This window comes from Chelatococcus reniformis (genome assembly GCF_014640075.1).
Classification (GTDB): Bacteria; Pseudomonadota; Alphaproteobacteria; order Rhizobiales; family Beijerinckiaceae; genus Camelimonas; species Camelimonas reniformis.
The window spans coordinates 246221-269344 of sequence record NZ_BMGG01000006.1; the positions used below are offsets into that span (position 1 = coordinate 246221).

General features: G+C 67.2%; 22 protein-coding genes, 1 tRNA gene and 1 pseudogene. 4 read left to right on the top strand and 20 right to left on the bottom strand.

What is annotated here, in order from left to right; all coding sequences use genetic code 11:
* Positions 1–105: 105 nt before the first annotated feature.
* The 9 genes and pseudogenes from IEW34_RS17500 to IEW34_RS17540 all read right to left on the bottom strand — a co-directional run.
* A pseudogene (locus IEW34_RS17500) lies at positions 106–513 on the bottom strand (Ros/MucR family transcriptional regulator); the annotation flags it as partial.
* 1245 nt (positions 514–1758) lie between these two features.
* Positions 1759–1836, bottom strand: a tRNA-Pro gene (locus tag IEW34_RS17505).
* Between the two features lie 218 nt (positions 1837–2054).
* Complete coding sequence (locus IEW34_RS17510; protein WP_244642049.1) at positions 2055–2837, bottom strand: MerR family transcriptional regulator; 783 nt, start codon at positions 2835–2837, stop codon at positions 2055–2057.
* A 268-nt stretch (positions 2838–3105) separates the two neighbouring features.
* The gene (locus tag IEW34_RS17515; RefSeq protein ID WP_188610505.1) at positions 3106–3453 is read right to left on the bottom strand and encodes a GatB/YqeY domain-containing protein; all 348 of its coding nucleotides are present in this window, start codon (positions 3451–3453) and stop codon (positions 3106–3108) included.
* Positions 3454–3837: 384 nt separating this feature from the next.
* Positions 3838–4152, bottom strand: coding sequence for an integration host factor subunit alpha (locus IEW34_RS17520; protein WP_188610506.1), 315 nt, complete (start codon positions 4150–4152; stop codon positions 3838–3840).
* A 100-nt stretch (positions 4153–4252) separates the two neighbouring features.
* Positions 4253–5230, bottom strand: a complete 978-nt coding sequence (locus IEW34_RS17525) for a beta-ketoacyl-ACP synthase III (protein WP_188610507.1) — start codon at positions 5228–5230, stop codon at positions 4253–4255.
* A 13-nt stretch (positions 5231–5243) separates the two neighbouring features.
* Positions 5244–6290 carry a phosphate acyltransferase PlsX gene (gene plsX, locus IEW34_RS17530; protein WP_188610508.1) on the bottom strand — a complete coding sequence of 349 codons (1047 nt, stop codon included), beginning with the start codon at positions 6288–6290 and terminating at the stop codon, positions 5244–5246.
* Between the two features lie 270 nt (positions 6291–6560).
* Positions 6561–7106: a YceD family protein gene (locus IEW34_RS17535; RefSeq protein ID WP_188610509.1), complete on the bottom strand. Its 546-nt coding sequence runs from the start codon at positions 7104–7106 to the stop codon at positions 6561–6563.
* A complete protein-coding gene (locus IEW34_RS17540; RefSeq protein WP_188610510.1) occupies positions 7103–7672 on the bottom strand; it encodes a ubiquinol-cytochrome C chaperone family protein in 570 nt (189 codons plus the stop codon). Before IEW34_RS17540 ends, IEW34_RS17535 begins: the two co-directional genes overlap by 4 nt.
* A gap of 159 nt (positions 7673–7831) precedes the next feature.
* Here IEW34_RS17540 and IEW34_RS17545 point away from each other — a divergent pair, with 159 nt between their 5' ends.
* Positions 7832–8293, top strand: a complete 462-nt coding sequence (locus IEW34_RS17545) for an outer membrane protein assembly factor BamE (RefSeq protein ID WP_188610511.1) — start codon at positions 7832–7834, stop codon at positions 8291–8293.
* 424 nt (positions 8294–8717) lie between these two features.
* Here the strand turns inward: IEW34_RS17545 and IEW34_RS17550 are convergent, their stop codons facing one another.
* The 11 genes from IEW34_RS17550 to IEW34_RS17600 form a co-directional block, all read right to left on the bottom strand.
* Positions 8718–10856: a sodium-translocating pyrophosphatase gene (locus tag IEW34_RS17550; RefSeq protein ID WP_188610512.1), complete on the bottom strand. Its 2139-nt coding sequence runs from the start codon at positions 10854–10856 to the stop codon at positions 8718–8720.
* A gap of 383 nt (positions 10857–11239) precedes the next feature.
* The gene (gene thiL / locus IEW34_RS17555; protein ID WP_188610513.1) at positions 11240–12244 is read right to left on the bottom strand and encodes a thiamine-phosphate kinase; all 1005 of its coding nucleotides are present in this window, start codon (positions 12242–12244) and stop codon (positions 11240–11242) included.
* 91 nt (positions 12245–12335) lie between these two features.
* Positions 12336–12809 (bottom strand): transcription antitermination factor NusB, encoded by a 474-nt coding sequence (nusB, locus tag IEW34_RS17560; protein WP_188610514.1) that lies wholly within the window; start codon positions 12807–12809, stop codon positions 12336–12338.
* Positions 12802–13290, bottom strand: coding sequence for a 6,7-dimethyl-8-ribityllumazine synthase (gene ribH, locus IEW34_RS17565; RefSeq protein WP_188610515.1), 489 nt, complete (start codon positions 13288–13290; stop codon positions 12802–12804). Before ribH ends, nusB begins: the two co-directional genes overlap by 8 nt.
* 100 nt (positions 13291–13390) lie before the next feature.
* The gene (locus tag IEW34_RS17570; protein WP_188610516.1) at positions 13391–14029 is read right to left on the bottom strand and encodes a riboflavin synthase; all 639 of its coding nucleotides are present in this window, start codon (positions 14027–14029) and stop codon (positions 13391–13393) included.
* On the bottom strand, positions 14029–15195 hold the full coding sequence (ribD, locus tag IEW34_RS17575) for a bifunctional diaminohydroxyphosphoribosylaminopyrimidine deaminase/5-amino-6-(5-phosphoribosylamino)uracil reductase RibD (RefSeq protein ID WP_444542163.1): 1167 nt from the start codon (positions 15193–15195) through the stop codon (positions 14029–14031). The genes IEW34_RS17570 and ribD overlap by 1 nt, the downstream gene beginning before the upstream one ends.
* A complete protein-coding gene (gene nrdR / locus IEW34_RS17580; protein WP_188610518.1) occupies positions 15195–15677 on the bottom strand; it encodes a transcriptional regulator NrdR in 483 nt (160 codons plus the stop codon). Before nrdR ends, ribD begins: the two co-directional genes overlap by 1 nt.
* 27 nt (positions 15678–15704) lie before the next feature.
* Positions 15705–17006 (bottom strand): serine hydroxymethyltransferase, encoded by a 1302-nt coding sequence (gene glyA / locus IEW34_RS17585; protein ID WP_188610519.1) that lies wholly within the window; start codon positions 17004–17006, stop codon positions 15705–15707.
* Positions 17007–17421: 415 nt separating this feature from the next.
* On the bottom strand, positions 17422–18738 hold the full coding sequence (locus IEW34_RS17590) for a L,D-transpeptidase family protein (protein WP_188610520.1): 1317 nt from the start codon (positions 18736–18738) through the stop codon (positions 17422–17424).
* A 229-nt stretch (positions 18739–18967) separates the two neighbouring features.
* Positions 18968–19435: a DUF6163 family protein gene (locus tag IEW34_RS17595; RefSeq protein WP_188610521.1), complete on the bottom strand. Its 468-nt coding sequence runs from the start codon at positions 19433–19435 to the stop codon at positions 18968–18970.
* A 183-nt stretch (positions 19436–19618) separates the two neighbouring features.
* Entirely contained in the window at positions 19619–20689 is a 1071-nt protein-coding gene (locus IEW34_RS17600; RefSeq protein WP_244642050.1) for an enoyl-CoA hydratase/isomerase family protein, read from the bottom strand.
* A gap of 253 nt (positions 20690–20942) precedes the next feature.
* Between IEW34_RS17600 and hemB the strand changes: the two genes are divergently transcribed.
* The 3 genes from hemB to IEW34_RS17615 all read left to right on the top strand — a co-directional run bounded on the left by hemB (position 20943) and on the right by IEW34_RS17615 (position 23034).
* Positions 20943–22004 (top strand): porphobilinogen synthase, encoded by a 1062-nt coding sequence (hemB, locus tag IEW34_RS17605; RefSeq protein ID WP_188610523.1) that lies wholly within the window; start codon positions 20943–20945, stop codon positions 22002–22004.
* Positions 21997–22494, top strand: a complete 498-nt coding sequence (locus tag IEW34_RS17610) for a hypothetical protein (RefSeq protein WP_188610524.1) — start codon at positions 21997–21999, stop codon at positions 22492–22494. Before hemB ends, IEW34_RS17610 begins: the two co-directional genes overlap by 8 nt.
* Positions 22495–22575: 81 nt before the next feature.
* A complete protein-coding gene (locus tag IEW34_RS17615; protein ID WP_188610525.1) occupies positions 22576–23034 on the top strand; it encodes an RDD family protein in 459 nt (152 codons plus the stop codon).
* Positions 23035–23124: the final 90 nt, after the last annotated feature.

The window sequence follows — 23124 nt, forward strand, 5'->3', positions numbered from 1 at the left end:
GCCTGTGCTTTTCGCCGCAGCCTTGGCGGGCGATGCCTTGGCGCTGCTGGCCCTGGTCTTCGCCGGCTTCTCGGGCGCGACGGGGGCTGCCGGCGCAGGCTCGGCACGCTCGCGGCGCTGCTGACCGAGCCCCATGGTCTTGGCCAAGTGCGAGCGCGCGGCTGCGTAGTTCGGCGCCACCATAGGATAGTCCGGCGGCAGCCCCCACTTCGCGCGATACTCCTCCGGGGTCATGCCATAGGCGGTGCGCAGATGACGCTTGAGCGACTTGAACTTCTTGCCATCTTCCAGACACACGATGTAATCGGGAGTGATCGACTTCTTGATCAGAACCGCAGGCCGCTGCTGCTGCGGCGGCTCCTCGGCAACTCCCGACGACAGCTTGATCAGCGACGCGTGCACGGAGCTGATGATCGAAGACAGGCCGGTCGCGTCCATTTGATTGTTCGCCACGTAAGCCGCAACGATATCGGCGGTCAGCTCGATGAGCTGTTGATCGGTTTCCTGGGTCATGATTCCCCTTTCGTGTTAAGCAACATCATAGTCTCGATAGCAGGAAGAACAAACATTTATCTTCCAAGCTCGTTGGCTTTCCGCACCGCATGCTGCCAAGCGCCTACCGCTCCCAAATTCTCCTTACGCCCCTAAGTCAGCACCAAGTTCCTTCGTAAGACGTCTTGCTGCAGCAAAAGCAATTCCGTCCCGCGCTTTACGTCTCGACCGCTCCGCACACGGCTCGCCGCGTTTCAACCTGTGGCACGAATTGAACGCCACGACCATTAATTGCGCGGTCGATACATGACATATGGCGATGAGGCAAGAGAAAGGCAATCGTAAAGCTATTCCGCCCGGCTGCACGCCCTCGCGCGGACAATATTCGGATTGCCCGAAGCCTCGCTGCGAAACTTGCCTGGTGCGACGGACCGTAGCGCGGCATCTCCTTGTCGCATGCCCGCAAATTGTAAGGCCGCCCCGATGGCTATCGTCTTCCGCAGCAGCGGGCCAAACAATGCGACAGTTCAGACTGAAGATCCCGCATCCGCCCCTCGGACGCCATCCAACCGGGTCACGCGGATACAGGCACAGACCTGATCTATAGCTAAACAGTGCAGCTTCGGCTGCTTGTCGAAACTGCTGCGCTACCGTCAGGAGAGCATCTTAGCCCGACACAACAGGGCGCCGCAAACCGCAAGTCCGACGCGAAGCGATACCTGCTAAATCATCTTGTCCTCGGACAGGAGGACTCGAATTGTTCAGCGCCACAAGCGGCAATAGACATCCACGTGAGGCAATCGTCCTAGGATTGCCGCCGGCCCCGCCGACGTCGGCGAGACCGACCTCCTCTACCAGCAAAGCTGGCCTACGGGCTCAGGTGATGCGCGCACAATACTGGGCCGATCACCGGACACCGCAGCCTCGCACGCACGGACCTTGTCCGTTTTATCGAAGGCAAGCAGGCACAACCTGGGTGGCGCGTTCGGCGCCGCGCGAAAGGCGCTGCGGGTAGCCGGTCGCAGCGTATGCCACGCGCCGCATAAACGCGCCATGAACAGCCGGCCAACACATGCGCAACTGTTCGCAGTCGGACGAGATCATCGTTCAAAATGCGTCAAATGCTTCAGCCCTTTGGACCTGGAGCGCTTCCGCGATCGGCTGATGCCACCCAACCGCCAAGCTATCCAGCCGCAAGCACGCCCGCCTGCGGCCAGCGCTCTCGTCCCGGTATTGTTGGGCTTGCTTGGAGTATCGGAAGGTCGATGGTCGGGCAGGCGGGATTCGAACCCACGACCCCTAGTCCCCCAGACTAGTGCGCTAACCGGGCTGCGCTACTGCCCGCCACAGACCTACCCGCACGCGGGATGTCCCCGGCTTCATATCGAGTGCCGACGGACCGCCGCGAGACGGATGCCGGCGCACGACGGTGACGGCCGTCTGACGGTTTGGGCCTTATAGAGGCTGAAGGAGCCCTCCGCAACGGCCGATTTCGAATCTCGTCGACCGGCTCGACTCGGCCCGCGTGGACACCGGACGACCGTAGCGTCCACGTCTCGATTTTAGTCGGAGCCGCCGGCGCGCGCGGCGGTCAAGAGACGTCGGCATTCAATCAGTTCGGCGAGTGCTTCCTGCAGCCGGCGGCGGCCCTCAGGCGACAGGCGGTCCGCCGCCCGCGGTGATTCGGCGCGCGCCTGCATACCCTCACCGTATAGTGGTGCATCAGGGCCCGTGGCGCCGGCGCGGGCAGGCGCCGCGGACCAAAGGGACTCAAGGCCCGCCGGCATTGGCACGGCCGCCCGCTGCGGCGCCGTGGCTGGCTGATGTCGAGCGTTGAGCCCGAACCCGGCCGCCCCCTCTCCCTCTTGGTCGACGGCCCCCTCGCCCGGGCTGCCGCCCGACGCCATATCAGGCTCGCGCCGCACCACCGCGGCCGCCTGGGCTGCAGAGATGGGCTCAGTGGCCGAAGCCTCGACAGCCACATCGCGCGGACGGACGGGATCCGCCGCCGCATCATGCGCGGCCTGCGCCCGGCCAACCTCCGGAGCCACCCAGCCTTCGCGCCACGCCGTCTGCACGAAGCGGACACCCTCGTCCTTGAGAATGCGCTGGACACCCCTGATCGTGTAGCCTTCGCCGTAGAGAAGATGGCGAATGCCGCGGATCAGGTCGACGTCGTCCGGCCGGTAGAAGCGGCGGCCGCCGCCCCTCTTCAAAGGCTTGATCTGCGCGAATCGGCTTTCCCAGAAGCGCAGGACGTGCTGGGGCACATTGAGCTCGTCTGCCACCTCGCTGATGGTGCGAAAGGCGTCCGCACTCTTCTCTACCGCCGATTTATCCGTCAAGACACTGGCCCGATTGCTGTTGCTGGCTCCCTCGCCGGCCAGCGAGCTGAAGCATTGCCCATCGACGGGGGCGGCCGATCGGACAGCAATGCGCCAACTCCCGATTCGAGAGCATGGTCGCATCGGGAGGGGGAGTCCATCCGAAGAAGGACCAAGCCGCTCGTCGCAAAACGGGCAGGCTCGTCGTCGCATCCGAGGTCATCTGCACAGCGCGATACGGGTGCGGGCTTGCTGCCGGCCGCGGCAACCGAGCGGCCGGGAAACTCCGTCACTCAAGGTAGCGCTTCGCGATCACAATCTCGGCGCGCAGGGCATCGGCGCGATCCGGTCTCTCGAGGCGGCTCATCTCAGCCGCCGCGCGCTCGCGCTCCTCAATTTCCGTCAACAGGACCGCGCGCACCCGTGCCGGGTCCAGATGCAGCCTTTCGATTTCAGCCGATCCATCGCGAAAGCGATGTTGATCCGTCCGGCTGGCTTGCAGCGGCGGCGCTTCGGCGTTGTCGATGGCCGCGACAAGCGCCCGGATCAGACTGGCTTCGCCGGTGCGCCTCTCCTTCATGGCCGCCCGCAGATCGGTCCGGAGGCGAGCTTTCATGTCGTATCCGGCCTCGCGCATCAATTCGCGTCCTCCGAAATTGGCGGCAGCGCGATGACCGAACCCCGTCTATCGCAACGCCCAAGCTGCGCACGCGATCGCGGCACAGTACAGGAACGTGCTGGAGCGGTGGCCGGTCGCATCGTGACGTTTCGGGAACAGGTTCGGCGATCGGCCAAATGACCGCTTCGGACCAGGGCCCTGCCGCGCGACCGCCATGAGTCACGGGACCGTCATGGACGGAAGGTCCGGGAGGGTGAGGTCTTCGGGCCCACTCAGGCGCAAAGCCCTTGTCTCATGGGTCCAGAGCATTTCCGCGTTTCTTCGAATCGCCGAAATGCTCTATCTATTTGTTTTAACGCGTTTTCTTCACGCTAACCGGCGTCCACTTCGCTCGAAAACGCTCTAATCTTCCTCGGCGGGATCGGCCGCCCCGTTGATCCGCGCCTTCAGCACGTTCGATGGCTTGAACACCATGACGCGGCGAGGCTCGATCGGCACCTCGATGCCCGTCTTGGGATTGCGGCCGATGCGTTGGCCCTTGTCGCGCACGACGAAGGAGCCAAAGGACGACAGTTTGACAGTTTCACCCTGAGCCAGGCAGTCGCAGACCTCCTTGATGACCCGCTCGACGAGTTCCGCCGATTCGGTTCGGGAGAGTCCCACCTTCTGATAGACAGCCTCGCAAAGGTCCGCGCGCGTGACCGTGCGTCCCGTCATGTCGCCCCACCTCTCGCCTATCCCCCGGAAAAGACAGGCTAATCGCCCGGCGCGTGCGGGTCAATCGCCGCCGCGGCTTTGGCCGTAAAGTGAGCCGGCTTTACCACCGGATGAGGGCGCTGCCCCAGGTGAAGCCGCCGCCCATGGCCTCGATCATCACCAGTTCGCCGGCCTTGATACGGCCGTCCGCCGCTGCTTCGGCCAGCGCCAGCGGAATCGAGGCCGCGGACGTGTTGCCGTGATGGTCGACAGTGACGACAACCTTCTCGCGCGCGATGCCGAGCTTGTCGGCGCTGGCATTGATGATGCGCCGGTTGGCCTGATGCGGCACGAACCAGTCGAGGTCATCGGCGCTGGTTCCGGTGGCAGCGAAGGCGTCCTCGATCACGTCCGTGATCATGCCCACCGCATGGCGAAACACCTCGCGCCCCTCCATGCGCAGATGACCGACGGTCTTGGTGGATCCGGGGCCGCCGTCGACGTAGAGCTTGCTGCGATGGCGCCCGTCGGAGCGCAGATGCGAGGTCAGCACGCCACGGTCGGTGGGAGCACCCTCGGCCTCCTGCGCCTCGAGCACGATCGCGCCGGCACCGTCGCCGAACAGGACGCACGTGGTGCGGTCGGTCCAGTCGAGAAGGCGGGAGAACGTTTCCGCGCCGACGACCAAGGCCCGCTTGTGCGAGCCGGAGGCCAGGAACTTGTCGGCTGTCGCAACGGCGAAGACGAAGCCAGAACAAACCGCCTGTACGTCGAAGGCGACCCCGGCGGTGATCCCCAGTCCCGCCTGAATCTGTGTTGCCGTTGCCGGAAAGGTAAAATCGGGCGTCGATGTCGCACAGATGATAAGGTCGATATCCTGCGGCGCGAGCCCCGCGTTGTCGAGTGCCGCCCTGGCGGCCTTGATGCCGAGCACCGAGGTCGTCTCATCGTCGGCCGCGATGTGCCGCTGGCTGATCCCACTGCGCTGGACGATCCACTCGTCGGATGTATCGACGCGCTCGGCCAGGTCGGCATTGGTGACGACACGCGCGGGCAGAAACGAGCCACAGCCCCGCACGACGGAACGCAAACAGGTCACGAACGGTATCTCCTCAGGCGCGAGCCGGCACCGCCGGCGGCTCGACCTTGCGCATGACCATGCTGCGGATATTGGCGAGCAGGTCGAAACGGGCCATGTCGTAGGCGAGCTCGATCGCGCTGGCAAAGCCAACCGCGTCGGTGCCGCCGTGGCTCTTGATCACGACGCCCTCGAGGCCCAGGAAGACGCCGCCGTTGGAGCGGCGCGGGTCCATCTTCTCGCGCAATGCCTCGAAGGCGCCGCGAGCGAAGAGATAGCCTATGCGCGCCGATAGCGTCCGGCTCATGGCACGCCGCAGGTATTCGGCGAATTGCTTGGCAGTTCCCTCCGCGGCCTTCAGAGCGATATTGCCGGTGAAGCCCTCGGTCACGACGACATCGACCGTGCCTTTGCCGATGTCGTTGCCTTCGATGAAGCCGACATAGTCGAGGCTGGGCAGGTTCGAATCGCGCAGGATCTTGCCGGCCTCCTTGACCGCTTCGTTGCCCTTGATCTCTTCCACGCCGACATTCAGCAGACCGACGGTCGGACGCTCGATGTCGTAGACGACGCGCGCCATGGCAGCGCCCATGATGGCAAGATCGACCAAGTGCCGCGCATCGGCCCCAATGGTGGCTCCCACGTCGAGGACGATGCTTTCGCCACGCATGGTCGGCCAGATGCCCGCGATCGCCGGGCGTTCGATCTCGCCCATAGGCTTCAGGCAGAAGCGCGCCATTGCCATGAGCGCTCCCGTGTTGCCGGCGGATACGGCGATCTCGGCATCGCCCTTCTTGACCGCCTCGAGCGCCATCCACATGGACGAATGATACCTGCCAGCGCGCAGCGCCTGACTCGGTTTGGCGTCCATGGCAACGGCGATCTCGCTATGGCGAACCGTCGAGACGGCGGCCAGCTTGGGATGCTCCTTCAGCAGCGGGCCTACGATCCGCTCGTTACCCGTGATGACAAAACTCAGATCGGGTCGACGCTCCAGGGCGACCGCGGCACCCTGGATCGTAACCGACGCTCCATTGTCACCACCCATGGCGTCGATCGCAATGCGGACGGATCGGGACATGTGTCGTAAAAATGATCCCCTGGCCCTAAGGCCCTACATCCGCCCTGGGAGACGCGGCGCGCGGACAATAGCGCCTCACCGTCCTGCCGCAAGCGCTTTTGCGCCGGCAGGGCAAATCCGGAATGCGCGTCTGCGGAGGGTCGCGTACCGCGGCACTTTCGGAAGCCCGGGGGCACGCCATTTCGTGATTGACGTAGGAGCGACAGATCGGAGGAGCGCGCCTCGACGACAGAGCGGCGGCGCAGCCGCCGAGGCCGCGGCGCCCCGCGTTCAGACGTCGTCCTCCGTGGGCGAGCCCTTGAGCCTAACCAGACCTGCGAAGGGCGATGTGCCGGAGCCGTCCGCGCCGTCGTGGGTGAACTCGGCCCCGGGCTTGCGCGGATAGGGATCCAGACCAAGCGCGAGAAACTCGGCGGCGAGCGCCCCCAGATCGATCCGGCCCTCGATGATCGGATCCGGCGCCTCCCGCCGGCTCGTACCGTCATCCTCCGTTTGCGGAATGCCACCCTCCGGCGGAATGTCTTCGGAAAAGGTCACATCCACGTCTTCGTGCACCTGATCGTCGAACGGATCGAGCGTGACCACGCAGGTCTGGCGGATGTCGGCGTCGACGTGGCCGCGCACCTTGAGACGCCTCGCCGTGCCGGCCAGATCGAAGCTGGCCACGAAGCGCGGCAACGCAACCAGGTCGAACGCGGCGGCCATGGCGTCCCGCTCGGCGCTGGTGGCCTCGAAAGCAACGTGCAGCCCTTCGGGCGGTACGTCGACGACATCGACCAGACGCGACAGCGGTGGCTTCGACAATGGGCCCGTCATGGCGCCCTCCTTGCAAACGCGGCCGGGTCCGGCGCCAACGGCGGCTCCGTCCCCTGCCCTCCGCGAGCCCCGGACCCGAGCAGGTCATCGAGATCGAAACGCCCCAGCGCAACCTCGACCGCACGCGCGTAGGCGGCAAGCCCCGGCGCCGGCTCGCTTGAATCCAAGATATTGCGTGCCAGCGCGACCGCCAGGGGGCCGTCGCTCTCCTCGTCGAGCCCCGCGTCGTAGCGCTCGGCCCGGCCATAGAACGACTTGGCGATGGCTTTCATGCGCTTGGGCACGGTGGTATCGCCGATGCCGATCTCGCGGAACGCATGCTCGATCTGCTCGAACGTCGTATCGACGAGTTCCTGCGCCACGTCCGCCGCCGGGGGCGGCAATTGGCGAAGGCGGCGCAACACAAGCACCACGTGCATAGCGAGGCTCTCGAAACGCCCCTGGGTCGTGTCCGGAATGCCATGCATGGCGTATAGCGCCGGCTGCCGCGATGCCTCGACGATGCGCCCGTAGAGGGCATCGATCGCCGCTTGGCGTGGATTGGTTTTGAACAGTTTGAAGACCATTGGATCGGGCTTTTACCAAACGTCAGGAAGACCGGGCCATAGTCCGTCACGGTGAGGCGCCGCCTTGCCATCGCCACGGACGCGCGCTAACCCCAACGCCCGATCAGGCGCGGATTAGACGCTCCTACACCGCGCCGCTCGACCAGAAAAGGTGAATAGATGGCTTTGGCTTCGATGAGAGGCGTCCTCACCGCGGCAGCGCTGGCCACGTCGGCGTTGACGCTCGGCGGCTGCGCCCGCGAAGTGATCGTGCATGGCTACATGTTTGACGAGAAGGCGCTGTCCGCCGTGAAGGCCGGAACCAGCGTCGACGCCGTGCTGCAGGCGATGGGCACGCCATCAACCGTGTCGACCGTCGGCAACAAGACATTCTATTACATCACCCAGGTGCGCACGCGCCGGGTCAACTTCCTGGAGCCGACGCTGACCGACCAGCGCGTCGCCGCGATCTACTTCGACAAGAATTTCAAGGTTGAGCGGGTCGCCCTCTATGGCATCCAGGACGGCGAAGTGTTCGACTTCATCAGCCGCTCCACGCCCACCAGCGGCCAGGAGCGGTCGTTCGTCCGCCAGATGTTCAAGGGCCTTGGTGCCGGCAACCTCAACCCGTTCGGCGTCTGATCGCCATCGAGCACCGGTCCGACCCGGACGCACTTTGCGCCCGGGTTGGAATCACCCGAGCACAAAAAGGGGCGCGCCGGTTTGGAGGACGATGGGCATGGCTCGCCGTTGGATGACCGCATCCAACGGCGCAATGCTCTGGCTGAGATGCCCGCGCCCGACCGCAGTTCGCGGCGGTTCCCCGACCGGAGAGCCCGTCTGATCGTGGAAGGCAATCTGCTCCCTACGAAAAAAGCCCGCGGCGACGCCGCGGGTTTTTTCGTGGGGATGGCCGGCAGGGCTTCGCGAATTGGGTGGGACCACCCAATCGCGAAAGAGGCGCTCCAGCTTCAAAGCACCATGAGCAATCTCTGCGCCACTGGATGGCCCCATCCAATGGCGCAATGCTCTTGGGGGCGGGCCGCAGCGCGGCGCCGCGCCGTGTTCACGCCATATGGGACAGTACGGCGAGTAGCAGAAGCGCCACGATGTTGGTGATCTTGATCGCCGGATTGACCGCAGGACCCGCGGTGTCCTTGTAGGGATCGCCGACCGTGTCGCCGGTGACCGACGCCTTATGCGCCTCCGAGCCCTTCTGGTGGACGACGCCGGACGAATCCTTGAAGCCGTCCTCGAACGACTTCTTGGCGTTGTCCCAAGCGCCGCCGCCCGAGGTCATCGAGATGGCGACGAAGAGACCGGTCACAATGACGCCGAGCAGCATGGCGCCGACGGCGGCGAAGGCCTGGCTCTTACCCGCCACCGCATTGATCACGACGTAGAGCACGATGGGCGCAAGCACCGGCAGCAGCGACGGCACGATCATCTCGCGGATCGCGGCCTTGGTCAGCATGTCGACCGCCCGCGCGTAATCGGGCCGGTCCCGGCCTTCCATGATGCCCGGTTTCTCGCGGAACTGGCGCCGCACCTCCTCGACGACCGCGCCAGCCGCACGCCCAACCGCGGTCATGGCAATGCCGCCGAACAGGAACGGGATCAGGCCGCCCAGCAGCAGGCCGACCACCACGTAGGGGTTGGCCAAGGAGAAGTCGACGTTGACCCCCTGGAAGTAGGGAAAACGGTCCGCGTTTGCCGTGAAGAACTTGAGATCCTCGTTATAGGCGGCGAACAGCACCAGGGCGCCGAGGCCGGCCGAACCGATGGCGTAGCCCTTGGTCACGGCCTTGGTGGTGTTGCCGACCGCGTCGAGAGCATCCGTCGACTTGCGGACCTCCTTGGGGAGGCCGGCCATCTCCGCGATGCCGCCGGCGTTGTCGGTCACCGGGCCGAACGCGTCGAGCGCCACGATCATGCCGGCAAGGCCCAGCATCGTCGTGACCGCGATGGCGATGCCGAACAGACCGGCGAGCTTGAAGGCCACGACGATGCCGGCGACGATGACGATCGTGGGCAGGGCGGTCGCCTCGAGCGACACCGCCAAACCCTGGATGACGTTGGTGCCGTGACCGGTGACGGAGGCCTGAGCGATGGACCGGACCGGGCGGAAATTCGTGCCGGTGTAGTACTCCGTGATCCACACGATCAGGCCCGTCACCAGGAGTCCCACCAGACCGCAGACGAATAGCCTGAAGCCGTTGAGCACGAGGCCGTTGGCCCCGGGGAGGTCGCCCCAGCCGGTAACGAACTGCGTCGCCAGGGCCAGCCCGACGACCGAGAGCAGTCCGGTCGCGATCAGCCCCTTGTAGAGCGCGCCCATGATCGATTGGTTTGCACCCAGCCTGACGAAATAAGTGCCGACGATCGAGGTGACGATACAGGTGGCGCAGATTGCCAGCGGGTAGAGCATGGCCGAGCCGAGCAGCGGGGTGCCGGCGAAGAAGATGGCGGCCAGCACCATGGTCGCGACCACCGTCACGGCATAGGTCTCGAACAGGTCGGCCGCCATGCCGGCGCAGTCGCCGACGTTGTCGCCGACGTTGTCGGCGATGGTGGCCGGGTTGCGCGGGTCGTCCTCGGGAATGCCGGCCTCGACCTTGCCGACGAGATCGCCGCCGACGTCGGCGCCCTTGGTGAAGATGCCGCCGCCGAGGCGGGCGAAGATCGAGATCAGGGACGCGCCAAAGCCCAGCGCCACCAGCGCGTCGACGACGACCCGCTCGCCCGGCTGATGGCCGAGACCGACCGTCAGCACCATGTAGTAGATGGAGACACCGAGCAGCGCCAGGCCGGCGACCAGCATGCCGGTGACCGCGCCTGCCTTGAAGGCGATGTCGAGGCCCGCGCCGAGCGAGTTGGCCGCAGCCTGCGCCGTCCTGACGTTGGCCCTCACGGACACGTTCATGCCGATGAATCCCGCAGCACCGGACAGAATCGCCCCCACGGCGAAGCCGATGGCGACCAGGATGCCGAGCAGCCAGGCGATGAGTGCGAAGAGCACGATGCCGACCAGGCCGATCGTGATGTATTGGCGTTTGAGGTAGGCCTGCGCGCCCTCGCTGATGGCGCCGGCGATTTCCTGCATGCGCGCACTACCGGCATCGGCCGCCATCACGGAGCGGATGGTGACGACGCCGTAGGCAATGGAAAGTGCTCCTAGGACGATAACGATCAGTAGTGCGATCATGCGTTTTTCTTCCCTGACATTGTTGGTCACCGGTGACCGCCCTGTCCGGGTACGGCACGACCGATCCCACCCCACTCTGAGGGGCAGGACATGACTGCCAAAGTTTCGCCATCAAGGCAAACGCCATAACTCGACTTGTGCCGCGAATGCTTGATCGGTGCGCGAGCGATGTGGGGCGGCAACACGTTCGAGCTTGAACAGTTCGAAAATGCGCCACAGCATTCCGGTCGGGGGGAACCACCCGATCCGGCGCAATCGTCAGATCGGTTTCAAACGCTGGGTCTGGAGTATTTCCGCGTTTCTTGGAATCGCCGAAATGCTATATCTGTTTGATTTGTCGCGCTTTCTTCACGCGACCGGCGTCCACTTCGCCCGAAAACGCTCTAGAAGTGGCTGTAGGAGCCCCGCGCGAAGTCCACCTCGCGGCCGGCCGAGAGGAACGCCGGGGGCGCGGTTCCGGCGACCACCTCGCCGATCACGGACAGGCCGATCCCCGCCGCCCGGGCCGCCCGCCCCAGCGGCTCGACCTCGCCCGGCGCCACGGTGACGAGGAGTTCGTAGTCGTCGCCGCCCGCAAAGATCGTCATGGCCAGCGATGCATCCGCCGCGAGCGCCCGCCGGGCAGCAGGCGACAGGGGCACGCGGTCGAGGTCGACGTGGGCCGAGACGCCGGAGGCGCGGAGCATCTTGCGCAGGTCTCCGACCAGCCCGTCTGAAACATCCATGGCGCAACGGGCGCGGGCGCGCATGGCCGACGCCAGCGCCAAGCGCGGCTGCGGGTGCAGATAGCGGTCGAGGATGTGCGCCTGTTCCCCCGCGCTCAAGGCGGCGGCCCAGGCCGGCGCCTCGGCCGCAGCCACGCCCAGGCGCAAGCCAAGCCCGAGCGCGGCGTCGCCGATCGTGCCGGTCACCGCCAGGACGTCTCCGGCACGCGCAGCCGTTCGCTTCACCATGGTGCCGCGGGGCACGTGTCCGAGGCCCGTGATCGACACGGACAGCGGGCCGGGCGTGCGCACGGTGTCCCCCCCGACGAGCGGGCATCGGTAAGCGGCGGCATCGCCGCCGAGCCCGCCCGCGAAGGCCTCGAGCCACGGCCGCGTCCAGCCCTCCTGCAGCGCGAGCGTCAGCAGGAATCCGAGCGGCTCCGCCCCCTTGGCGGCCAGGTCGGACAAATTGACGCGGAGCGATTTCCGGGCGATCGCCTCGGGCGGATCATCGGCGAAGAAATGCACGCCGGCCACGACGCCGTCCGTAGTGGCCACCAGTTCATGCCCATCGGGCAACGAGAGCAAGGCGACGTCGTCCTCAAGCCCCAGGCTGCCGGGGCCGGCGAGCGGCGCGAAGATGGTGGCGATCAGGTCGTCTTCCGAAAGCGGGCCGCTCCCCATTGCGAGCCTCCATTTCCGCCGGCTGCGGCGGCAGGCGCCGTCCGTGGCGCGACCTCCAGCTATCCCATCCGAATGGAACGCGCCGCGGCACTCAGGTGCGTTTGCCGAGCTCGTCGGCGCGAGTCTGACGGGCGAGCTGGTCGAGGACCGCGTTGACGAGCCCCACCTCCTCACCGTCGTAGAAGGCGCGCGTGACGTCGACGTACTCCGATATGGCGGCCTTGGCCGGCACGTCACGCCGGTACAGCAGTTCGTAAGCCCCTGCCCGCAGCACGGCGCGCAACACCGGCTCAACCCGCTTCAGCGGCCATTTGGCGACGAGCGCCTCGTCGATCTTGCGATCGATGCCGCCCTGCTCGCGGACAACACCGCGGAGGATGTCGCGGAAGAAGGCCGCCTCCGCCGGCTGGAATTCCACCCCCTCGACTTCGCGGCCGATCCAATGGGCCTCGAATTCGGCCATCGCTTCCAGCACGCCCTTGCCCGAGACCTCCATCTCGTAGAGCGCCTGCACCGCCGCGAGGCGGGCTGCGCTCCGCATCTGTCCACGCGCAGGCTCAGCCATGGGTTGTCGTCCGCTTGATACGCAATACGGCGAGCGCCGCCTCGGCGGCGCCGCCACCCTTGTTCATGTCCGAGACCCGGGCCCGCGCCCATGCCTGCTCGTCGGTCTCGACGGTGAGGATGCCGTTGCCGAGCGGCAGCCGCCGGTCGACCGAGAGGTCCATCAGAGCGCGCGCGCTCTCGCCCGCGACGATGTCGAAGTGAGCGGTCTCGCCACGGATGACGCAGCCGAGCGCCACCGCAGCCTCGAACGGCTCGGTCGTAGCGGCGGCGGCGTCCACGGCGATGGCGATGGCGGCCGGGATCTCCAGGGCACCCGGAACCGTCACGACCTGATAGCCGGCGCCGGCCGCCTCGACGGCGGCAACCGCACCGGCGAGCAACTCGTCGGCGAGATCTTCATAGTAACGCGCCTCGACGATGAGGACGCGGGCACCCGCGAGCGAGACGGACGCGGATGCCGAGCGGCGCGGAGCGACCATGCGTCGAAGACCTTCCCCATTGCGGCACCGGAAACGCCCAGGGCCATCCGCCGGACCCGCGTCCGGCGCCAACGCCGCGATGTCGGGCGGGTGGGAGGCGTCAGTACCCGCTCGCCTGCGCCTCGGCAAGCCGCGCCGCATAGCGCGCCATCAAATCGACTTCGAGATTGACCTCGTCGCCGGGCCGGCGGCCGCCCCAGGTGGTGACGTCGAGCGTATGCGGAATGATGAGGACACTGAAGACATCCCGCTCCACATTGTTGACGGTCAGCGATGTGCCGTCGAGACCGACCGACCCCTTCTCGGCGATGAAGCGGGCGAGGTTCGCGGGAGCGCGGATGGTGAAGCGTGCAGTGGCGCCCCAGGGGCTGTCCGCATCAGTGATCTCGTCGCGGCCGACCAATTGCGCCAAGCCGTCGATATGACCGGTGACGATGTGGCCGCCGAGCTCGTCGCCGATCTTCAGCGAACGCTCCAGGTTGAGACGGGCGCCGAGCTGCCATCGGCCGGCATTGGTGCGCTCCAGCGTCTCGGCCGCCACGTCCACGTCGAACCACGCCCCTCCGCCGTGCGCTCCCACGGCGACGACAGTGAGGCAGGGGCCGGAGCAGGCGATCGACGCGCCGATGGCGATGCCCGCCGGGTCGTAGCTCGAGGCAATGCGCAGACGGCGCAGCTTGCCAGCATGGTCTTCGGCGGCGATGACCTCGCCCAAGTCGGTGACGATCCCGGTGAACATCAGGGCTGCCTCTCGTAGAATGCAAAGCGGTCGGGGCCAGCCCGCAACGGCGGCAGGGCCCGCATGCCGGCCAGGGCGCGGGCGAGCGACGGGCCGACCGCGGCAAGGCCGGCCACCTCAAGCCGGACGCCGCCAGTGACGATCACGACCTCATCGATGAGATCGTCCTCCGCCAAGGCGTCCGCCAGCGCGGGCCCGCCCTCGCAGAGCAGGCGTGTGAGGCCGCGGGTGGCGAGCAGGCGCAGCGCCGCCGCGGGGTCGAGCCGCCCGGCAGCACCGGCCGGCGCGACCCGCAGCACCTCGACGCCGGCCGCGACCAGCATCGCCTCCCGCGCCGCCGGCGCGCTCTCGGCAGCCACGACCCACGTCGGCACATCGCGGGCGGTCGCCACGAGGCGAGCCGCGAGGGGAATATTGAGCTGACTATCGAAGACGATGCGGATCGGCGAGCTCTCCGCCATCCCCGGCAGCCGGACATTCAGTGCGGGGTCGTCCGCGAGCACGGTGCCGAGCCCGACGAGGATGCCGTCGGCGTGGGCCCGCATCAAGTGGACGCGGGCGTTGGCGGCACCCTCCGTGATCATCAGGCGGGAACCGCCGACACGGGCCGCAAAGCCGTCGAGGGTCCGGGCAAGCTTCAGCGTCACGGCCGGCCGGCCTTCGCGCACGCGAGTGAAATGGCCAAGGTGTGCCTGCCGTGCGGCAGCGGCTTCGACGCCGACCACCACGTCCACGCCAGCAGCGGCCAGGCGCGCATGCCCGTGTCCGGCGACGAGCGGGTTCGGATCCTCGATCGCCGAGACGACCCGGGCGACGCCGGCCTCGATCATGGCGTCGGCACAGGGCCCGGTGCGGCCCACGTGCGAGCAGGGCTCCAGGGTGACGTACAACGTGGCTCCGCGAGCCGCGGCGCCCGCCTGCGCGCGCGCCACGACCTCGGCATGGGGGCGGCCACCGGGCTGCGTGGCGCCGCGGCCAACCACGACCGGACCGTTGGCGGTTGGCCGCACCAGGACGGCCCCGACCGAGGGATTGGGCCACGTGCGGCCCAGATGGCGATGCCCGAGCGCTAGAGCCTGGCGCATGAAGCGGCCATCGTCGTCGGCACGAGACCGCTCGCCAGCCGAGGCCGCGGTTGCCGCAATACCGTTGCTCGGGGCGCCCATCACGCCAGCTTGTCACGGCCCGGCGCGCCGTCGTCGCCCGCCAGTTCGCCGATGATGTCGCCAAAATCCTTGGCTTCGCGGAAGTTGCGATAGACCGAGGCGAAGCGCACGTAGGCCACGTCGTCCAGATTCTTCAGGCCAGCCATGACGAGCTCACCGACCTTCTCGCTCGGGATCTCGCTATCGCCCATGCTTTCGAGCTGACGCACGATGCCGTTGATGAGGCGTTCGATGCGCTCCCCGTCGACCGGCCGCTTGCGCAACGCCACCTCGACCGACCGCTGCAGCTTGTCGCGGTCGAAGGGGACGCGCCGGCCCGAGCGCTTGATCAGGACGAGTTCGCGCAGCTGCACGCGCTCGAAGGTGGTGAAGCGGCCGCCGCAATCGGGACAGACCCGCCGCCGGCGGATGGCGGAGGAATCGTCCGTCGGCCGCGAATCCTTCACCTGCGTATCCAGGCTGCCGCAATACGGACAACGCATCACCGACCCTCGCGCCGTGCCGACCGGTCAGGCGTAGATGGGGAAACGGCGCGTGAGTTCCCTCACCTCGGCGACGATGAGCTGCTCCACCTCGGCCTCGCCCGCCTCGCCCGCCTTGGCGAGCCCATCCAGCACCCGCACGATCATGCCGCCCACGTGCTGGAACTCGGCGACGCCGAAACCGCGCGACGTCGCTGCCGGCGTGCCGAGGCGAATGCCCGACGTGACCGTCGGCTTTTCCGGATCAAACGGCACGCCGTTCTTGTTGCAGGTGATGTGGGCTCGCCCCAGCGCCGCCTCCGCCGCCTTGCCCGTCAGGCCCTTCGAGCGCAGGTCGACCAGGATCAGGTGGTTGTCGGTGCCACCGGCGACGAGCGAATAGCCGCCGGCGGTGAGCGTCGCGGCCAGGGCCCTGGCATTGTCCACCACGCCGCGCGAGTAGACCTTGAAATCGGGTCGCAGCGCCTCACCGAACGCCACCGCCTTGGCGGCAATCACATGCATCAGCGGTCCGCCCTGGAGGCCCGGGAAGATCGCCGAGTTGATCTTCTTGGCCATGCCCTCGTCGTCGCTCAGGATCATGCCGCCGCGCGGGCCGCGCAAGGTTTTATGGGTGGTGGTGGTCACAACGTGGGCGTGGGGGAACGGCGACGGATGGACGCCGCCGGCCACCAGACCGGCGAAATGGGCCATGTCGACCATGAAATACGCGCCGACCTCGTCGGCAATCTCGCGGAAGCGGGCGAAATCCCAATGCCGCGAATAGGCCGAGCCGCCGGCGATGATGAGCTTGGGCTTGTGCTCGCGCGCCAGGCGGGCGACGTCGTCCATGTCGATGCGCTGGTCGTCGGGCCGCACGGTATAGTGGACCGGCTTGAACCACTTGCCGGACATGTTCGGTGGCGCCCCGTGGGTGAGGTGCCCGCCCGCGGCCAGATCGAGCCCCATGAAGGTGTCGCCCGGCTTGAGCAGGGCGAGGAACACGGCCTGGTTCGCCTGGGAGCCCGAATTGGGCTGGACGTTGGCGAAGCCGCAGCCGAACAGCCGGCAGGCGCGCTCGATCGCCAGATCCTCGGCGATGTCGACGAACTGGCAGCCGCCGTAGTAGCGGCGGCGCGAATAGCCCTCGGCATACTTGTTGGTGAGGACCGAGCCTTGGGCCTCCAGCACGGCGCGCGAGACGATGTTCTCTGAGGCGATCAGTTCGACCTCGTCGCGCTGACGGCCGAGCTCGAGGCCGACGGCGCGGGCGATCTCCGGGTCACTGTCGGCCAGCGACGCCGAGAAGAAGCTGTTGGAGAGGTGTGGCTTCGTCTCGCTAGCGCTCATGGGACACCTACCGTTGCTGCCGCGACCGACGTCGTCCAGGGCCTCGCCATATGGGGTCGGATGTCGGCCGATGCTCGATCGCGACGCCCTCGCGATTCCGGTTGCGGCGGACGCGCGGTCCTTAGCACGGCCCTCCCGGCCCGCCAACCGGATCGGCATGGACGGCGGACACGGCCCTAGAGCGCTTCACGATTGGGTGGAATCACCCGATCGCGAAGAAGCGCTCCAGATTCAAGATGCTTGAGTCGCGGGAATTCGCCGATGCGCTGCGTCGGCCCGGCGCCGCGCATCGGCTGCAAAAAGCAATGGCCGGGCGAGCCCGGCCACGCTTCCAAACTTGGAGCCTGCACATCACGCCGGCTCTGACCGATGGACGGCCGGGACCCTCCGGCCATCGCCTCGGGGCGGGTGCGGATCAGTGCGCCGCCGGGACCTGGTCGGCGGCCGCAGCAGCCATCGCCGCCGCCGGGCCGAGGCCGTCGCGATTGTAGATGTCGTCGCGGAACTGCACCATGCCGTCCGGTCCAGCCCAGGCCGTGACATAGCTCCAGTAGGTGGGCACCGGCTCGGCCAGGCGCGCGTCGATCCTGTTGCCGGAATCGATCGCCTGGGCGATCCGCTCGGGATCCCAGCCGGGCGTATCCTTCAGCAGGAAGGCAATATAGTCACGCACATTCTGCACGCGCACGCAGCCCGACGACACGAAGCGGAAGTCGTCGCCGAAGATGCCCTTGGCGGGCGTGTCGTGCATGTAGACGCCGTGCGGATTGGGGATGTTGATACGCACGAAGCCCATCGAATTCAGGTCGGCACCGGGATCCTGCCTGAACATGTAGTTCGTCGCTTCGTTCGACCGCCAGTTGATCTGGCTCGGCTGAATCTGGCTGCCGTCCTTGCTGTAGATGCGGATCTTGTTGTCGGTCAGGTAGTTCGGGTCGGCCTGCATCTTCGGGATGAGATCCTTGCGGATGATCGACGCCGGCACCGTCCAGAACGGGTTGAAATTGATCTCGGTAATCTTGGCGTTCATGATCGGTGACTGGCGGTCGATCTTGCCGACGCCCGCGGCGTGGCGGGTCGCGACCTGGCCGTTCTCCACCGTCTCGACCAGCGCGGCCGGGATATTGACGATCACATAGCGCTGCCCGAGGTTGCCCGAGAACGAGCGCAGCCGCACGAGATTGGTCTCGAGCTGCTTCAGGCGCGTGCTGGCGGGCACATTGAGCGCGACGACGGTCGTATTGTTGAGCACGCCGGTGGCGTTGAGGCCATGGCGTGCCTGGAAGCGCTTGACCCCGGCTTCGACATAGGAATCGTAGACCTCGGCGGCCCCACCGGTCGGCTGCATGTCGCCGGACTGAATCAGCCGCTGGCGCAATGTCGCCACCGCCGGGCCGCGAGAGCCCAGCCTGAGCTTAGCCGCCGGCGACACCTGCTGCCAGCCACCCGACGCCACGATCTCGCGGTAGCGCGTGATCGCCTGCTCGGTGCCATCGACCGTAGCGGGCGACAGGATCGGCGTGGACGAGCGCCGGACGCGGCTGCGAGCCGCGGAATCATAAGGCTGGCTCCACTCCGCCTGCTCGCCGCCCAATTGCTGCGCGGAGACGGGCGAAGCGGCCACGACCGCGGTGGCGAACGGAGCAGCGACGATCGCGCCCAAGGCGAGCGCCCGGGACGCGTGCAGCGAAAATCTGGGCTGGAAATCGGGCATGCGGAGCTTCAAGAGCATGGTCCTCAAACTGCGCGGTTGCGACGCGGGGAGGAGGGCTGGGCGGAGTGCCGGCGTTGGCGCGGCGCCTTCGGCGACTTGCTTAGCCTTGCAGCGTTACCAAACGATGAGCAGTCCGGCCTTTTTGTGGCGCCGCTACCGATGATGCCCGTCTGGCCCCGGCAGCAGGGGCGACCGTGTCCGATCCGCAACATCGCCCGTCGGCAGCCCCCAATTCATCGCCGGGCTCTCACTCCTGGTCGTGCGCCGCGAGCCACGAGATCGTCAGGTAGATGGCGATCAGGAGGCTGAACATGACGATGGTGAAGCTGCCGCTGGCGACGGCGCGCGGCACGAAGATCGCCAGGATCAGCTGGCTCATCACCGCGAGCAACCACATGATGCCGCCCCAGGTACTGGTCAGCCACAGGCCGACGGCAGCCACGAGGTTGAGCACGGCAAAATAGACCAGCGTCGCCTGCGCGCCGAACGTCCGGTCCTCGAACGGCGCGGCCGCCGGCAGGATGCCGAGGATGTCGGCCCAGGTCGTGAGGCCGAGAACCATCCACACGACCGCCATCAGCCGCATGAACCACACGAGGATGCGGCTCCAGCGGATGTGCGCGACGCCGGTGCTCTCGCGCAGCGCCTCGAGCACGCCGCGCTCCGCGCCGTCGGTCTGTTCGCGCTTCGCCAGCAGCCCCTTCAGAATAGTCATCCCGTCGTACGCCTCACACGCCTCGGCCCTGATGGGGCACGACCGCCCGGCTGCCCCTCACCTGCCAAGCCTCCGGGCAGGACCGCTCGCGCATGATCCCAACAAATGGACACCGGCTTTGGACCAAGCTCACCCTCGAACAAAGACTTAGTGCGGGATGCTGCAACGAAGAGTCATCCCGCTCTAGAACGACAGCTCATCTGCTCCGAGCGGCGCGAAATAGGCCTCGATGTCGGCGGGGCTCACCTGATCGAGCTCGCCGGGCTGCCATTTCGGTGCCTGGTCCTTGTCGACGATGACGGCGCGCACGCCCTCGTAGAAGTCATGGCCCTGAGCAATCCGGGAGACGATCCGGTATTCGAGCTGCATCGCCTCGCGGAAGCCGATGCCACGGCCGCGGCGCATCTGCGCGAGCGTCAGCGCCAGGCTGGTCGGAGACTTCGTCCGGATCGTGCCGGCCGTCTTGGCGGCGAACGGCGAACCGGGCGCCGCCTCGTCGAGGCGCGCCAGAATCTCCGCCACCGTCGGCGCACTGAAGCAGTGATCGATGAGATCCTGCTCGGCCATCAGCGGTGAGTTCTTCGGTTCGGCGTCGAGACCCTCCAGCACGCTCGCCACCGGCTCGCCGGCGATGAGCTTGTCCCGTAGCAGAGCGAGGTCCCCCGACGCCGTCGCGTGAGTGGCGAGCCCAAGAGCCAGCGACTCGGCCTGGCCGACCCGGTCGCCGGTCAGCGCCAGGCACGTGCCGATCTCGCCCGGCAGGCGCGGCAGCACGTAGGTGGCGCCGACGTCGGGAAAGAAGCCGATACCGACCTCGGGCATGGCAAAGGTGAAGCGCTCACCGGCCACCCGGTGACTGCCGTGAACCGAAACGCCGAAGCCGCCGCCCATCACGATGCCCTCGACGAGCGCCACGTAGGGCTTACCGTACTCCTTGATGCGGACGTTGAGCTGGTACTCCTCGCGCCAGAACGTCAGCGCGTCGGCGCCGCGGCCGCTGCGACCCTGCTCGTACAGCGTGCGGATGTCGCCGCCGGCGCAGAAGGCGCGATCGCCGGCGCCAACCACGACCACGTGCTTGACCTGATCGTCGTGCTCCCAGGCGTCGAGCGCCGCACGCAGGCCACGCACCATGCCGAGCGTCAGGGCGTTCAGCGCCTTGGGCCGATTCAGCACGACCACGCCGGCAGCTCCGCGGCGCTCGCAAAGAACCTCGTCGTTCTGGCGGATCTGGTTGTCTTGGCCGTTCTGCACGCCGCTCGTCCCTATCGTTTCGCCGCTGCTCTTCAATTGGGGCGGACTGTGGTGGCTCGCGGCGACCACGTCAACGGCGCAGGTCCGCACGCCCAGCATGCGGTTCCCCGCGCAATAGGCCGCATGTTCACCCGAGGGGCGGAGGTGTAGCCGACGGTCGACAGGCTTGCGCCGGACCCATGGCCGCGCGAAACCTTCTACGAGAGGCCCGTGTTCGCGCTACATTCAGCGCAGAGCGTGACGAGATCGATCGATGACCGCATCACCCATCCGCCCCCTGCGCCGCCAGGCCGAGGCGCCGTCCGACGCACGTAGGCCCCAGGCGCACGACCTCGGCCTGATCCATCGGCCCCGGCGCAACCGCAAGTCCGATTGGGCGCGCCGGCTCGTGCGCGAGAACGTGCTGACGACCGACGATCTGATCTGGCCGCTGTTCGTGACGGAGGGGAGCGGCGTGCGCACGCCGGTGGCATCCATGCCGGGTGTCGATCGGCTGTCGGTCGACGTCATCGTGCGAGAGGCGGAGCGGGCGGTGAAGCTCGCCATCCCGGCGATCGCCCTGTTTCCCTATACGGACAAGGCGTTCAAGGATGCGCGCGGCAGCGAGGCGCTGAACGCCAACAATCTGGTCTGCCGTGCCGTGCGGGCGGTCAAGTCGGCCTTCCCTGACCTCGGCATCGTTACCGACGTGGCGCTCGATCCCTATACGGATCATGGCCATGACGGCGTCATCGCCGACGGCCGCATCATGAACGACGAGACCGTCGCGATCCTGGTGGAGCAGGCGCTCGTGCAGGCCGAGGCGGGCGCGGACGTCATCGCACCGTCCGACATGATGGACGGCCGTGTTGCCGCCATCCGCGCCGGGCTCGACCGCGCCGGCCTCATCGACGTGCAGATCATGGCCTATGCCGCCAAGTATGCGTCGGCCTTCTATGGCCCGTTCCGCGACGCGGTCGGCTCCGGGGCGCTGCTGATCGGCGACAAGCGGACCTATCAGATGGATCCGGCCAACAGCGCCGAAGCCCTGCGCGAGGTGGCGCTCGACATCGAGGAGGGCGCCGACATGGTGATGGTGAAGCCGGGCCTGCCCTATCTGGACATCATCTGGCGGGTCAAGGACAGCTTTGGCGTTCCGACCTTCGCCTATCAGGTCTCCGGCGAGTACGCCATGATCGAGGGCGCCGCGCGGGCCGGCTGGCTCGACGGCGACAAGGCCATGGTCGAGAGCCTGATCGCCTTCAAGCGCGCCGGCGCCAGTGGAGTCCTCACCTATTTCGCGCCACGCGTGGCCGAGCGGCTCGCCCGTGGCTGAAACGCCCTCTCGACCGCGCGAGCGGGGGCCGACGCGCGTTGCCCTTCTCATCGCCGCGGCGGTCGGAGCGCTTGGCGCCTGCATCGTCATCGCCGTGCTGACCAGCCTGCCGCCAGCGCTCGACGCGGCGGCGGCACGCCTGTGCCAGGCAGCCATTCCCGCGCTGAACGACGACGGCGTCGGGCTGAAGTTCGGCCGCGCGGTGACGGGGCCGGTGCAAGACAGCTTGCGCATCGATTACATCGCCACCGCAGCCGGCGGGGCGGCCCGCCGGCGTGAGGTCACCTGCCGCTTCGAGCGAACCGAGCCTCACCGGGCCCCCCGGCTGGCTGGCATCGCCACGGAGGGCGGCCCGCTGTCCGACAGCTCATTCTATTTTCTCAACCGCTTCTTCCTGGAGCAGTCCGGGGAAGGCCCGGCCGCATCTCCGCCCGCGCCGCCGCCAGCGACGACCTCCAACGGCTCCCCGGGGCGGAATGGGGAAAAGTGACCGACCTGGCACGCCCGACGTTGGCCTGAAGCATTGCATCCCTATATTGCGTCGATCGCGAATTGAAGGGCCCGCCTCGCCATGTCCAACACCATGCCGCAGACCCTGCCGGAGCGGCCTTACCGCACCGACGGCGTTCTGGTGTCGCGCTTCTTCGCCTACTTGATCGACCTCATCCTGATCGGTGTGTGGTGCCTGTTCCTGGGCTTCATCATCCTGGTCCTCGGCGTGGTCACCTTCGGCCTGGGGTGGGCGCTGTATACGATCCTGATTCCGGGAGCCGGCATCCTCTACAGCATGATCACGGTAGGCGGCTCCAAGCAGGCGACCATCGGCATGCGCATGCTCGGCCTGCGGGTGATCCGCCGCGACGGCGCGTTGGTCGATCCGGTCACCGCCGGTGCCCACGCGCTGTTCTTCTATGTGGCCGGGATTACCGGGCTGCTCCTGCTCATCGACATCGTCGTCGGGCTGGTGGACAGCGACCGGCGCATGCTGCACGACCAGCTCGCCGGCGTGACCGTGGTTCGCTCCGCCTGACGATATGCACAATGGACTTGAGAGCGTTCCGCTCGATGATATCGTTGCCGGTGGCGAGCGGCGAGCCCACGCGAATCCGCTTCGCCGACC

What these genes read in the sequence shown, in the direction of transcription:
- IEW34_RS17535 (WP_188610509.1), bottom strand. Translation starts at nt 7,106, where the DNA reads ATGACGGGCCCATTGTCGAAGCCACCGCTGTCGCGTCTGGTCGATGTC.
- ribH (WP_188610515.1), bottom strand. Translation starts at nt 13,290, where the DNA reads ATGGTCGCTCCGCGCCGCTCGGCATCCGCGTCCGTCTCGCTCGCGGGT.
- thiL (WP_188610513.1), bottom strand. Translation starts at nt 12,244, where the DNA reads ATGGGGAGCGGCCCGCTTTCGGAAGACGACCTGATCGCCACCATCTTC.
- nusB (WP_188610514.1), bottom strand. Translation starts at nt 12,809, where the DNA reads ATGGCTGAGCCTGCGCGTGGACAGATGCGGAGCGCAGCCCGCCTCGCG.
- IEW34_RS17570 (WP_188610516.1), bottom strand. Translation starts at nt 14,029, where the DNA reads ATGTTCACCGGGATCGTCACCGACTTGGGCGAGGTCATCGCCGCCGAA.
- glyA (WP_188610519.1), bottom strand. Translation starts at nt 17,006, where the DNA reads ATGAGCGCTAGCGAGACGAAGCCACACCTCTCCAACAGCTTCTTCTCG.
- hemB (WP_188610523.1), top strand. Translation starts at nt 20,943, where the DNA reads ATGACCGCATCACCCATCCGCCCCCTGCGCCGCCAGGCCGAGGCGCCG.
- plsX (WP_188610508.1), bottom strand. Translation starts at nt 6,290, where the DNA reads ATGTCCCGATCCGTCCGCATTGCGATCGACGCCATGGGTGGTGACAAT.
- nrdR (WP_188610518.1), bottom strand. Translation starts at nt 15,677, where the DNA reads ATGCGTTGTCCGTATTGCGGCAGCCTGGATACGCAGGTGAAGGATTCG.
- IEW34_RS17520 (WP_188610506.1), bottom strand. Translation starts at nt 4,152, where the DNA reads ATGACGGGACGCACGGTCACGCGCGCGGACCTTTGCGAGGCTGTCTAT.
- ribD (WP_444542163.1), bottom strand. Translation starts at nt 15,195, where the DNA reads ATGGGCGCCCCGAGCAACGGTATTGCGGCAACCGCGGCCTCGGCTGGC.
- IEW34_RS17590 (WP_188610520.1), bottom strand. Translation starts at nt 18,738, where the DNA reads ATGCTCTTGAAGCTCCGCATGCCCGATTTCCAGCCCAGATTTTCGCTG.
- IEW34_RS17515 (WP_188610505.1), bottom strand. Translation starts at nt 3,453, where the DNA reads ATGCGCGAGGCCGGATACGACATGAAAGCTCGCCTCCGGACCGATCTG.
- IEW34_RS17615 (WP_188610525.1), top strand. Translation starts at nt 22,576, where the DNA reads ATGTCCAACACCATGCCGCAGACCCTGCCGGAGCGGCCTTACCGCACC.
- IEW34_RS17595 (WP_188610521.1), bottom strand. Translation starts at nt 19,435, where the DNA reads ATGACTATTCTGAAGGGGCTGCTGGCGAAGCGCGAACAGACCGACGGC.
- IEW34_RS17550 (WP_188610512.1), bottom strand. Translation starts at nt 10,856, where the DNA reads ATGATCGCACTACTGATCGTTATCGTCCTAGGAGCACTTTCCATTGCC.
- IEW34_RS17540 (WP_188610510.1), bottom strand. Translation starts at nt 7,672, where the DNA reads ATGGTCTTCAAACTGTTCAAAACCAATCCACGCCAAGCGGCGATCGAT.
- IEW34_RS17545 (WP_188610511.1), top strand. Translation starts at nt 7,832, where the DNA reads ATGGCTTTGGCTTCGATGAGAGGCGTCCTCACCGCGGCAGCGCTGGCC.